Consider the following 11,765-nt stretch of genomic DNA (forward strand, 5'->3'; position numbering starts at 1 on the left):
TCTTCGATGGGCAGCGGGCGGGCGGTCAGCACAGGCCCGCGGGCTTCGAGGCCCGGCAGGAGTTGCGCGCGAAGGTGTTGCCCTTGCCCGTGTCCGTGTTCACCAGGTCCGCGGGGGCGTTGGCCGACAGCGTGTTGCCGTCGATCAGGTTCATCTCGCCGGTGGCGCCGACCATGCTCTTGAAGAGCACGATGCCGCCGGACAGCGGGGACTTGCCCGCGTTGCCGCGTACGTGGTTGCCGGTCACGCGGGTCTTCTCGACGCCGGTCAGCACGATGCCGGAGCCCTGGAGGGCGGGCAGCCGCTCGGTCTTCGGGCAGGACCTGTTGTTCTGCGAGACGCGGTTGCGGGAGACGGTCAGGTGACCGGCCTTCGGCGCGTTCTCGTCGCCGACGACGAACACACCGGCGCAGTTGCCGCTGATGCCGTTGTCGGAGACGGTCACGTTGCGCAGCCGGCGGACGGTGACGCCGATGCGGTTGTCCTGGAGCCGGTTGTGCTCGACGAGGGTGCGCCCGGCGTCGTACGCGCCCGCCTCCTCCTTGATGGTGTTGGCGAGGAAGAGGCCCGCGTCGCCGTTGCGCTCGGCGACGTTCTCGCGGAACACACCGCCCGTGGAACGCTCCTGGGCGATGCCCCAGGTGTCGTTGTCGACGGCGTGCACGTGGCGGACCGTCATCCGGTCGGTCGCCATGCCGAACACCCCGGCGCGGGCGAACCCGGTGACGGTGAGGTCGGCGACGGTGACGCCCTCGACGTCCTGGGTCTTGGTGCCCAGCACGCAGATGCCGTTGCCGTTCTCGGCACAGCTGTTGGCGTCCTTGCCGGTCTTGGTGGCGGCGGGCTTGACGATCGTGCGGGCGCCCGCGCCGCGCAGGGTCAGGCGCGGCGTGCCGATCTGCACGCTCTCGTGGTAGGTCCCGGCGAGCACCAGCACGGTGTCACCGGCGTGGGCGGCGTCGACGGCCTTCTGGATCGACTCGCCCGGGCGGACCACGAGGGTCTGGTGGGCGGCGGCCGCGGGGACCGCCCCCGCTCCCGCTGCCACGAGGGCCGCGGCGCAGGCGAGATAGGCGATGTGGCATCTCTTCATACCGCGTACGGTATGACCGTTTAATCCGGTATCCCGGCGATGGTCCGTCCGGGGGCGTGTCAGCCTCCGCGCGCTGTCACCCGGCCGGCGCGGTCGGAGCGGGACCGCTTCCGCGGCGCCGCCGACCATACTGGCGGACGTGAACCCGGGCGGCCGAGTGCGTCGAGGATGCCGGGCGGTGGTGGCCTATGTGCGCTCCGCTCCGGGGACGTATGTGTGGCTCGCCGTGCTCTTCGTCACCACAGTGGCGCTGCACCATATGTCGCCGGAGTTCGAGAAGGAGTTCCTGCGGCAGCGGTCGACCAACATCCACGAGTTGTCGCAGAACCCGGCGCGGGTGCTGGTCGCCAGCGCGATGTGGATCGACGGCGGGCACTGGCTGCCGTACGCCGCCGCGTACACCGTGTTCCACGCGCAGGCCGAGCGGTGGCTCGGGACCGTCCGCTGGCTGGTGGTGTGCGCGGCCGCGCACGTGCTGGCCACGCTGATCAGCGAGCTGGCCCTGCTCCAGGCCGTGAACGACGGGCACGCTCCCGCCTCGGCGGTCAACACCCTGGACATCGGCGTGAGTTACGCGCTGGCGGGGGTGATGGGCGTGCTGACGTACCGGATCGCGCCGCGCTGGCGGTACCCGTACCTGGTGCTTCTCCTCGCCGTCTACGCCGTCCCCCTCGCCGACGGGCGCACCTTCACCGACGTCGGCCACGCGCTCGCCGCGCTCATCGGGCTGGCCTGCTTCCCGCTCGTCCAGGGCCGGACCTGGAGTCCGCGCGAGGCGCTGCCCGAGCCGCGGGGCTGACCCCGCTCAGCCGACCGACTCCCGCACCCGCGCCTTCGCCGGCAGGCCGTGCCGAGGGGGCTTCGCCGTCACCATCAGCCCCGCGACCAGCCCGGCCAGCAGCATCACCGCCGCCGCCCACCAGATGGCCACCGTGTAGCCGTGCACGGTGGCCGCCGGGACGACGGTGGCGCGGTCGGCCGGGGTGCGCAGGTGGGCGGTGACATAGGCGGCGGCGCTGGTGGTGGCCACGGTGTTCAGCAGCGCCGTACCGATGGAGCCGCCGACCTGCTGGGCGGTGTTGACGGTGGCGGAGGTGACCCCGGAGTCGCGCGGGGCGACCCCGGCCGTCGCGGTGGCGAACACCGGCATGAAGGTCAGGCCCATGCCCAGCCCGAGCAGCAGCAGCGCGGGCAGGATCTCCGCGGTGTACGAGGAGTGCACCGTCATCCGCGTCAGCAGGAGCAGCCCGCCGGCGGCCAGCAGGGTGCCGGGCACCATCAGCAGGCGCGGCGGGACCCGGTTCAGCAGCCGGGCCGATATCTGGGTCGAGCCGATGATGATGGCGGCCGTCAGCGGCAGGAAGCCCAGCCCCGCCCGGACGGGGGAGTAGCCCAGGATGACCTGGAGGTAGTAGGTCATGAACAGGAACAGCCCGAACATGCCGGTCACCGCGAGCAGCATGGTCAGGAAGCAGCCGGCGCGGTCGCGGTCGCGCACGATGTGCAGCGGCAGCAGCGGGTCCGGCGCCCGGTTCTGCCACCACGCGAACACGGCCAGCAGCACGATCCCGGCCGCGAACAGGGCCAGTACCAGCGGATCGGTCCAGCCGCGCGGCTCGGCCTCGCTGAAGCCGTAGACGACGGCCACCAGACCGCCGCAGCCCAGCAGCGCGCCGCGCACGTCCAGCCGGGCCGCGCCGCCGTGGCCGGGACGGTCGCGCAGCAGCGCGAACGCGCCGAGCACGGCGGCGACGGCGATGGGCACGTTGACGTACAGGCACCAGCGCCAGTTCAGGTACTGGGTGAGCAGCCCGCCCAGGATGAACCCGATCGCCGAGCCGCTGCCCGCGAGCGCGCCGTAGATGCCGAACGCCTTCCCGCGCTCGCGCGGGTCGGTGAACGTCGTGGTCAGCAGCGACAGCGCGGACGGCGCGAGCAGGGCGGCGAAGACGCCCTGGAGCGCGCGGGCGCCGAAGAGCATGCCGGAGCTGCCCGCCGCGCCGCCCAGCGCGGAGGCTCCCGCGAAGCCGATCAGGCCGATGACGAAGGTGCGTTTGCGGCCCACCAGGTCCGCGACCCGCCCGCCCAGCAGCAGAAGCCCGCCGAAGGCCAGCGTGTAGGCCGTGATGACCCACTGCCGGTTGCCGTCGGACATGTGGAGGGCGGCCTGCGCGGAGGGGAGGGCGATGTTCACGATCGTCGCGTCCAGCACCACCATCAGCTGGGCCAGCGCGATCACGACCAGGCCCCACCAGCGGCGGGGATCGGCTGCCTCGGCTCCGGCGGGAACCGGACCGGGCTCACCCGTTCGGCCGATGCTCATCTCGCCAGAACACCATGGATCGGGAGGCACCGCATCCGGGTCCGCTGTCAGTGGCCGGGTGCAGCATGGGCGCATGGCGACGAGGCGGACGACGGACACGGGCGGCACCACGGCGGTACGGGGCGCGCGGCGCCCGGAGCTGCGGCTGCCGCCGCTGGCCCCCTGGGCGGACACGGAACTCCAGCGGGACGGGGACTACGACGGGCTGGACTTCCGCGAGGCGGACCTGTCCGGGCAGCACGGCGGCGGCGCCCGCTTCATGGACTGCGCGCTGACCGGCTGCGTGCTGGACGAGACCCGGCTCGGCCGGGCCCGGGTGCTGGACTCGGTGCTCGACGGGGTGCGCGGCGTCGGCACCCAGCTCGCCGAGGCCGCCTTCCGGGACGTGGAGTTCCGTTCGCCCCGGCTCGGCGGCACCCAGCTGCACGGCGCGGTGCTGGAGCGGGTGGTGGTGCGCGGCGGCAAGCTCGACTTCCTCAACCTGCGCGAGGCCCGGCTGAAGGACGTGGTCTTCGAGTCCTGCGTCCTGGTGGAGCCCGACTTCGGCGGGGCCCGGCTGGAGCGGGTGGAGTTCGTCGACTGTGCCCTGAAGTCCGCCGACCTCTCCCGCGCCACGCTGAAGGACGTCGACCTGCGCGGGGCCGCCCCGCTGGAGATCACCCGCGGGCTGGACCGGCTGTCCGGGGCGCTGATCGGCACCGGCCAGCTCCTGGACCTCGCCCCGCTGCTGGCGGCGGAGCTGGGGATCAGGGTGGAGTGAGGCGCGGGTGGCGGGAGATCCGCGGGTCAGGAGAGGCGGGGATAGCGGGCCATGAGGGTCCAGATCGCCGGGTTCTCCGCCAGGTCCTCGTGCATGTCGGTCAGGTCCGCGATGACGTCGTGCAGGAAGTCGCGGGCCTCCCGGCGGAACTCGGCGTGGGAGAAGTTCAGCGGGGGCTCCTCGGCGGGCATCCAGTCCGCCTCGATGTCCACCCAGCCGAAGCGGCGCTCGAAGAGCATGCGGTCGGTGGACTCGGTGAAGTCCAGCTCCGCGCGCTGCGGGCGGGCGGCACGCGAGCCCATGGGGTCCTTGTCCAGCTGCTCCGCGATGTCGCACAGCGCCCACGCGAAGTCCAGCACCGGCACCCATCCCCAGGCTGTGGACAACTCCTGGTCCGACTTGGTGTCGGCCAGGTAGACGTCACCGCAGAACAGGTCGTGCCGCAGCGCGCGGACGTCCGCCCGGCGGTAGTCCGTCTGCGGGGGGTCCGGGAAGCGGTTGGAGAGGGCGTAGCCGATGTCGAGCACGTCAGAGATGGTCCCACGCCGGGGTGGGGTCAGCCCGTCCACCCGGTCAGCAGGCGGGCCAGGTCCGGGGGCCACACCGGCTCGGCGGAACCGGCCAGCTGGTCCGGGGTCCACCAGCGCCAGTCGAGGATGCCCTCGGCCGGGTGGGCGGTGAGCGCGGACGCGCCGGGCTCGCGGCGCGGGCCGCGGGCCGCGTAGACGTGCTCGTGCTGGCGGACCGGGACGCCCGCGCGGGTGAAGTCGTGTTCCCAGGTGCACAGCAGCGGGCCGGGCGCCAGGTCGGTCCAGCCGGTCTCCTCCGCCAGTTCCCGCGCGGCACCCTCGCGGGGGCTCTCCCCCGGCTCGATGCCGCCGCCGGGCAGCGCCCAGTGCGGGCCGGTCTCGATGTTCTCCTGGCGGAACAGGAACACCGCGCCGTCCGGCGCGATCACCGCCGTACGGGCGGCCCGCCTCGGGGTGCGCGTCAGCACCTTGCGCAGGACGGCGCAGGGGCGGCCCAGCTCGCGGTCGCGGCGGTGGTCCACGGTCGTGTAACCGAGGGTGTGCCAGAAGGCGAGGCCCGCGCTGTTGCCGTCGAGCACGGCGAGCCGGACGGCACGGTGGCCGGCGTCGCGCAGCCGGTCCTCGGCCAGTCCGGCGGCCCGGCGCCCGAACCCCCGCCCCTGCAGGGCCGCGTCGACCATCAGCAGTCCGATCCACGGATCGGGGTCGGCCGGATCGGGGTGCCGGGCCAGCGTGCTCACCACGGCGACCGGCCGGCCGTCCACCCGGGCGAGCAGCATCTCCGCGCCGGGGACGGCGAGTTCGGCCGCCACCGCGTCCGCCACCTGCCCGGGCCGGATGTCCGCCGGGTCCGGGAACTCCCCGCTGAGCGTGTGGAACGCCCGCTGGGAGGCGTACAGCGCGGTCAGCTCGGCGAGCACCGGGGCCGGGAGGACGCCGTCGGCGGGCAGGGGTTCGAGGATCACCCGAGGCACGCTAACGCCTGCGACCGCCGCGGCACGGGGGAACGGGGCAACCCCGCGCCCCGGCTCCGGGGCGGACCCGGAGCCGGTGGCAGCCGGTTCTCAGACGTTGACGCCGAAGTCCTGGGCGATGCCGACCAGGCCGGAGGCGTAACCCTGGCCCACCGCGCGGAACTTCCACTCCGCGCCGTTGCGGTACAGCTCGCCGAAGACCATGGCGGTCTCGGTGGCCGCGTCCTCGGAGAGGTCGTAGCGCGCCAGCTCGGCGCCGCCCGCCTGGTTCACGATGCGGATGTAGGCGTTGCGCACCTGGCCGAAGTTCTGGTTGCGGTTCTCGGCGTCGTAGATGGAGACCGGGAAGACGACCTTCTCGACGTCGGCCGGGAGGGCGGCCAGGTTGACGTTGATCGCCTCGTCGTCGCCCGCGCCCTCGCCCGTGCGGTTGTCGCCGGTGTGGACGATGGAGCTGTCCGGGGTCTGCTTGTTGTTGAAGAACACGAAGTGCGCGTCGGAGTAGACACGGCCCTGGTTGTTGACCGCGATGGCGGACGCGTCCAGGTCGAAGTCCGTGCCGGTGGTGGTGCGGACGTCCCAGCCCAGGCCCACGGTGACGGCGGTCAGGCCCGGAGCCTCCTTGGTCAGCGAGACGTTGCCACCCTTGGACAGGCTTACAGCCATGATCGGGAGTCCCTTCCCTTTTGGGTAATCAGTGACGACGAAGCTACGTCACCGGTAAGAACGGCGGGAGGGGGGCCATAGGTTCCTGCCCGCTTTACCTTTTTTACCGAGCTGTTCCGGTGACACCCGGACGGCCGCCGTAAATGGGGGTGACTCGAAGGGCCCGGAGCCGGGAACATGGAGGGCATGTCCGGGCCCTATTTCATCCGCGGTTCGGTCTCGCTCCCCGAGGCCGAGCTGACCTGGCGTTTCTCGCGCTCTTCCGGGCCCGGTGGCCAGCACGTCAACACCAGCGACTCCCAGGTGGAGCTGCGTTTCGACCTCGCCCGCACCGAGGCCCTGCCCCCGGTGTGGAAGGAGCGGGCGCTGGAGCGGCTGGCCGGGCGGCTGGTGGACGGCGTCGTGGTCGTACGGGCGTCCGAGCACCGCTCGCAGTGGCGCAACCGCGAGACCGCGGCCGTACGCCTCGCCGCCCTCCTCGCCGAGGCCACCGCGCCCCCGCCCAAGCCCCGCCGCGCCACCCGCGTCCCGCGCGGTATCAACGAGCGCCGTCTGCGCGAGAAGAAGCAGCGCGCCGACACCAAGCGGGGCCGCTCCGGGCGGGACTGGGGCTGAGTCAGGTCCTCCGGGCCGCCGGGGTCGCAGGGCGGCCCGGCCGGCGCTGAGCCGGCGCATGCTCAGTCCCTCCACCAGCGCGGTGAGCCGCTCGGCCGCCGAGCAATCGTGCCCGTCGTGACCGACACCATCGCCTCGGGCGGCGGCGACATCCACTGCTCGACCCACGACCAGCCGGGCAGGCCCGTCGACTGACCGCAGATCCCCCTAGGCGAGGTCGAGCACGCCCACCGTCTGGCCGCCGCTCGTCTCGTCGGTCGTGCGGAAGCCCAGGCGGCGGTAGAACTCCCCGGGGCCGTCCGCGCCGGGATGCCAGGTGACGTACAGCTCCGCGCACCCGCGGCGGCGCAGTTCCGCCGCGACGGAGTCCACGGCGAAGCGTCCGTACCCCTTGCCCTGTTCGCCCGCGTCGATGTTCAGCCGCCACAGGCCGGAGCGCCGCACGCTGCCGCCGTCCGCGCGCCAGTCGATGTCGAGGAAGGCCATCAGGAAGCCGACGGGCCGGTCCCCGTCCATGATCAGCCGGGGCCAGGCGACACCCGGCGGGCGCACGTACGCCTCGGCGAGGGAGTGCGCGACCGGCTCGACCGCGTGCTCCTGGTCCGCGCGGACGCGGACGGCCAGGGCTGCTTCCAGGTTCTCGGGCGTGATCCCGGCCAGGTGCGGTGACATCCCGGCAACCTACGAGCCCCGCCGCTCCGCCACCACTGGTTTCCGGCGCAGCACCGCGGCCGCCCCGGCGCCGGCCGCCGGCGCGCACACGGTCAGGCAGAGGTAGATCATCGGGTTCACCCAGAACGGGACCAGTTCCGTCGCCGCGCCCGCCTCGGTCACGCACCGCGCGCTGACGGGCAGCGCCTCGTGCGTGACGATCATGTCGCCGGACACGCCCTGGGCGGCGCACATCTGATCCGGGTCGAGCCAGTAGAAGCCGCACCACACCCCGTACCCGAAGAGGCCGAAGGCCGTGGCCGCGGTCATGAGCGCCAGCAGGAAGCCGGGGGCGCGGTCGGGGGCGTACCAGGCGCGGCCCCAGGTGCCGGTGCGGATGCGCACCCAGAGCGTCACGGCCGCCGGGACGGCCACGCAGGGCATCAGCACCGGGGCGACGAGCACGGCCAGGTGGACGACCAGGGGGATGCGGTCGGGGGAGTGGGTCACGTCTGTGGTGACCGTCCCCGCCCCCGGACGGTTGCGCTCAGCCCAGGTGTCGGTAGCGGCCCCGGTAGTACAGCAGGGGGCCGCCCTCCGCGCCCGGCACGCGGGCGGTCAGGACGCGGCCGATGACCAGCGTGTGGTCGCCGGCCGGCACCCGTCGCTCGGTGCGGCACTCCAGGGCGGCCAGCGCGTCGGGGATCAGGGGAGCGCCGGTGATCTCGCCGCGCTCGGGGGAGAGGTCGGCGAAGAGCAGGCGGTCGCTGACGCGGCCCTTCATGGCGAAGCGGCCCGCGATCTGCCGCTGGTTCTCGGCCAGCACCGAGACCGCCCACAGCGGCTGCTCGTCCAGCAGGTCGTCCATGCGGGAGCCGGTGCGCAGGCTGACCAGCACCAGCGGCGGGTCCAGCGAGACGGACATGAACGCGGTCGCGGTCATGCCGGCGTCCTCCGTGCCCGGCGCGTGCGGGTCGTCGGGGTCCAGCGGCGGTTCCTGCGCGGTCACCAGCACCACGCCCGCGGCCAGCCGGGACATCGCGGCCCGGAACTCGTCGTCGCTCACCCCCTCAGCATGCACAGAAGCGGCCGCGGCGGTGGGGGAGGGAGGGTTCAGCACGCCGGAAACGCTAGCTCCCGGCCGCGGCCCGCCACATCGGGCCTCCGGCCGAGCCCGGACCTAGGTCCAAAGGACCGGACCTGTGACGGAAGGGCACGCCGCGGACCGGCCAGCGGCATATGCGCAACTTCGCAGCCTTTGCGATCGGAGAACGCAACGGGAAAGTGCGGAAACTGCACTCAATTGTTCAAGTTCTTCTGTGACTTGAGTCACAAGGAGTACGGAATTGTTGACCCTGTGTACCGAGTGAGCAGCGCGCTGTGATTCAGTGGCGGGAAAGCCTGTGGACAGCAGGGGGAGGGCGAGCATGGAGACCGATCAGGAGCCGTACGTCCCTCTGACGTCACTGCGTCAGTTGCACCAGGTCATGGCCGACATGAACACGGCACGCAGCCAGGCCGACACCCTGCAGATCGTCGCCGACGGCGCGGTCGGCGCCCTCGGGTACGAGATGGCCTGCGTGAACCTCGTACGCCCCGACGGCGATCTCGTCGTCGCGGCGGTCTCCGGCAACTCCGCCGCCGAAGCCCTCATCACCGGCCGCACCGGCTCCCGCGAGTCCTGGGACCGCCGGCTGGGCATGGGCGAGGTGTGGGGCGACCTCGTGTTCATCCCCCACACCGAGGGCTGGGTCCTCGACGACGACGACGTCCCCCAGTGGTACAGCGACGGCCCCGAGCCCCGCTTCCCCGACGAGTGGCACCCCGGCGACCGGCTCTTCGCCCCGATGTACGCCCCCGGCGGCCAGGGCGGCGCCCGCGGCGGACTGCTCGGCGTCATATCCGTCGACCGCCCGCTCACCGGACGGCGCCCCGGCGCCTGGGGCCGCGAGGCCCTGCAGATGTACGCCTTCCAGGCCGCCATCGCCATCAGCAACGCCCATCTGCGCGCCAACATGCAGCGCGCCCTGGTCCGCCTGGAGCGGGACCAGCAGGCCCTGCGCGCCAGTGAGGAATCCTTCCGCCAGGCCTTCGAGTACGCCCCCTCCGGCATGGCCATCGCCGAGATGGGCGGCGACCAGCACGGCCGCATCCTGCGCACCAACGACGCCCTGTGCCGCCTGCTGGGCCGGCCCGCCTCCGCGATGCGCCGCTACTCCTTCTCCGACCTCGTCCACCCCGAGGACATCGGCACCCTGCTGCGCACCTCCGCCGAGGGCGGCCGGGCCGAGCTGCGGCTCGCCCGGCGCGACGCCAGCTATGTATGGGTGTCGCTGCGCAACTCCGTCGTCGCGGACGCGGCCGACGGCCCGCGCTTCCTGCTCACCCACGTCGAGGACATAGAGGAGCGCAAGCGCCGCGAGCTCCAGCTCGCCCACCGCGCCTCCCACGACTCGCTGACCGGGCTGCCGAACTCCGCCGAGCTGCGCTCCCGGCTCGCCGCCCGGCTGTGCCGCCGCCCCGCCCACCTCGACGCCACCCAGTCGCTGGACGCCGCCTACGGCCACCCGGCCGGGTCCGGTGACGCCCACGGCTTCGACTTCGCGCCCGGCGCGGAGGTCTACGACGCGTTCGACCACCATGTGCACACCGTCGCCCCCGAGCCGGGCGCCGACGACGGCACCAAGGGGCTCGCGGTCCTCTTCTGCGATCTGGACGGCTTCAAGTCGATCAACGACCGCTTCGGGCACAACGCGGGCGACGCGGTCCTCATCGAGGTGGCCCGCAGGCTCGGCGGGGGAGTGCGCGACGGCGACACGGTGGCCCGGCTCGGCGGCGACGAGTTCGTGATCCTCGCCGACGGCCTCGGCCTGGCCGACGCGGCCGACCTCGCGGTGCGGCTGCGCGGCGAGATCATCCAGCCGATCCGGGCCGAGGGCCGGGCGGTCCGGGTGGGCGCCAGCTTCGGCATCGGCTGGGCGCACTGCGGGATGACGGCGGACGAGGTGCTGAAGTCCGCCGACGAGCGGATGTACGTTGAGAAACGATCTCGTCCCAAACAGCATCGGCGTGCCGGGTGAAGCGCAGGTCAGTGCGCTGACATCGCCGGGAAACGGGCTTCGGGCGTCCGTTCGGGGGTCCCCCGTCCGAGCGAACGGGGGTGTGCGGGAGGGTAGGCTCGCCATTCAAACCCCTTACCGCATCCGCCCGCACCTGTTGAGGAGTACCCAGGGATGACGCCCGGCGACAACGGCGCGAGCAAGCCCGAGGAAGACGACCCGTTCGGCTACCTGTACGCCGACGGCCAGGCCAGGGGGGCCCAGCCGCCGTCCGGTGGTTACGGCTATCCCAACGCGGTCAACCGGGTGCGCGCGGTCGGCGAGCGCAAGTACGGCGCGCCGCAGCAGACCGCCCCGACGCAGCAGGGTTCCTACGGGCAGCCGAACCACCACCAGGCGCCGGAGGCGATGCCCGGCGGTGCTCCCACCTCCCGGCAGGCGATGCACTCCGGCGGTGGCGGCGGGCGGCGCGGGCCGAACACCAAGGGTCTGCTGATCGGTGCCATCGCGGTGGTCGCGGCGGTCGTCATCGGCATCAGCGTGGCGATGCTCAACGGCAACGACGACGACGGCAAGAACGGCAACCAGGCGGACGCGTCCCCGACCCAGTCGCAGGAGGCGCCGCCGAGCCCGAAGGCGACCAGCACCGCCGAGGCGGGCGAGCTGCCGAAGGCCGACGCGGTCGACGACGCGGTGCAGCTCGCGGGCGGCGCCGCCCCGGCCTCCGCCGTCAAGGGCTCGAAGTCGGCGGGCGGCTCCTACGTGGGCGGCCTGAACCAGGTCGGCGCCTCGGTGACCTGGACGGTCGACGTGCCCAAGCCCGGCAAGTACACCCTGAACGTCGGCTACGGCGTGCCGGGCAAGGACGCGAACGCCACTCTGACGGTGAACGGCACCTCGCAGAACCGTCCGCTGAACCTGTCCAACTTCGCCCATGCCCCCGAGGGCGACTGGGAGCGCGGCTGGACCCACACCTGGGCCAACCTCGAACTCCAGAAGGGTTCCAACACCCTCAGCATCTCCTGCGGCAGCGGCAACCAGTGCGACGTCAACCTGGACCAGTTCTGGCTGGAGAAGGGCTGGAAGTAGCCCGC

Annotated in this window: 13 protein-coding genes; 5 read left to right on the plus strand and 8 right to left on the minus strand. The window is 72.8% G+C overall.

Annotated elements, in window-relative coordinates:
- Window positions 1–25 precede the first annotated feature (25 nt).
- Entirely contained in the window at window positions 26–1,093 is a 1,068-nt protein-coding gene (locus ABZ898_RS22275) for a right-handed parallel beta-helix repeat-containing protein (protein ID WP_361661521.1), read from the minus strand.
- A 178-nt stretch (window positions 1,094–1,271) separates the two neighbouring features.
- On the opposite strand from ABZ898_RS22275, the gene ABZ898_RS22280 reads away from it, so the two are divergent.
- Complete coding sequence (locus tag ABZ898_RS22280; protein ID WP_361661524.1) at window positions 1,272–1,892, plus strand: rhomboid-like protein; 621 nt, start codon at window positions 1,272–1,274, stop codon at window positions 1,890–1,892.
- Between the two features lie 6 nt (window positions 1,893–1,898).
- On the opposite strand, the gene ABZ898_RS22285 is transcribed toward ABZ898_RS22280, so the two are convergent.
- Complete coding sequence (locus ABZ898_RS22285; RefSeq protein ID WP_361661527.1) at window positions 1,899–3,416, minus strand: DHA2 family efflux MFS transporter permease subunit; 1,518 nt, start codon at window positions 3,414–3,416, stop codon at window positions 1,899–1,901.
- A gap of 73 nt (window positions 3,417–3,489) precedes the next feature.
- Here ABZ898_RS22285 and ABZ898_RS22290 point away from each other — a divergent pair, with 73 nt between their 5' ends.
- Window positions 3,490–4,176, plus strand: coding sequence for a pentapeptide repeat-containing protein (locus ABZ898_RS22290; protein WP_361661529.1), 687 nt, complete (start codon window positions 3,490–3,492; stop codon window positions 4,174–4,176).
- 26 nt (window positions 4,177–4,202) lie between these two features.
- Here the strand turns inward: ABZ898_RS22290 and ABZ898_RS22295 are convergent, their stop codons facing one another.
- The 3 genes from ABZ898_RS22295 to ABZ898_RS22305 all read right to left on the minus strand — a co-directional run bounded on the left by ABZ898_RS22295 (window position 4,203) and on the right by ABZ898_RS22305 (window position 6,346).
- Window positions 4,203–4,703 carry a hypothetical protein gene (locus tag ABZ898_RS22295; RefSeq protein ID WP_361661532.1) on the minus strand — a complete coding sequence of 167 codons (501 nt, stop codon included), beginning with the start codon at window positions 4,701–4,703 and terminating at the stop codon, window positions 4,203–4,205.
- 29 nt (window positions 4,704–4,732) lie between these two features.
- Window positions 4,733–5,671 carry a bifunctional GNAT family N-acetyltransferase/NUDIX hydrolase gene (locus ABZ898_RS22300; protein ID WP_361661535.1) on the minus strand — a complete coding sequence of 313 codons (939 nt, stop codon included), beginning with the start codon at window positions 5,669–5,671 and terminating at the stop codon, window positions 4,733–4,735.
- A 99-nt stretch (window positions 5,672–5,770) separates the two neighbouring features.
- Entirely contained in the window at window positions 5,771–6,346 is a 576-nt protein-coding gene (locus ABZ898_RS22305; RefSeq protein ID WP_361661538.1) for a TerD family protein, read from the minus strand.
- Window positions 6,347–6,523: 177 nt separating this feature from the next.
- Between ABZ898_RS22305 and arfB the strand changes: the two genes are divergently transcribed.
- Complete coding sequence (arfB, locus tag ABZ898_RS22310) at window positions 6,524–6,961, plus strand: alternative ribosome rescue aminoacyl-tRNA hydrolase ArfB (protein ID WP_361661541.1); 438 nt, start codon at window positions 6,524–6,526, stop codon at window positions 6,959–6,961.
- A gap of 207 nt (window positions 6,962–7,168) precedes the next feature.
- Here the strand turns inward: arfB and ABZ898_RS22315 are convergent, their stop codons facing one another.
- The 3 genes from ABZ898_RS22315 to ABZ898_RS22325 are packed head-to-tail and all read right to left on the minus strand — an operon-like array spanning window position 7,169 to window position 8,732.
- Window positions 7,169–7,633, minus strand: a complete 465-nt coding sequence (locus ABZ898_RS22315) for a GNAT family N-acetyltransferase (RefSeq protein WP_361661544.1) — start codon at window positions 7,631–7,633, stop codon at window positions 7,169–7,171.
- 9 nt (window positions 7,634–7,642) lie between these two features.
- A complete protein-coding gene (locus ABZ898_RS22320) occupies window positions 7,643–8,122 on the minus strand; it encodes a hypothetical protein (protein WP_361661547.1) in 480 nt (159 codons plus the stop codon).
- A 37-nt stretch (window positions 8,123–8,159) separates the two neighbouring features.
- The gene (locus ABZ898_RS22325; protein WP_361661550.1) at window positions 8,160–8,732 is read right to left on the minus strand and encodes a flavin reductase family protein; all 573 of its coding nucleotides are present in this window, start codon (window positions 8,730–8,732) and stop codon (window positions 8,160–8,162) included.
- Between the two features lie 307 nt (window positions 8,733–9,039).
- On the opposite strand from ABZ898_RS22325, the gene cdgB reads away from it, so the two are divergent.
- Entirely contained in the window at window positions 9,040–10,692 is a 1,653-nt protein-coding gene (gene cdgB / locus ABZ898_RS22330) for a diguanylate cyclase CdgB (RefSeq protein ID WP_361661553.1), read from the plus strand.
- 153 nt (window positions 10,693–10,845) lie between these two features.
- Entirely contained in the window at window positions 10,846–11,760 is a 915-nt protein-coding gene (locus ABZ898_RS22335) for a CBM35 domain-containing protein (RefSeq protein ID WP_361661556.1), read from the plus strand.
- Window positions 11,761–11,765 lie beyond the last annotated feature (5 nt).

It is taken from the genome of Streptomyces sp. NPDC046860 (assembly GCF_040645115.1).
Lineage (GTDB): Bacteria > Actinomycetota > Actinomycetes > Streptomycetales > Streptomycetaceae > Streptomyces.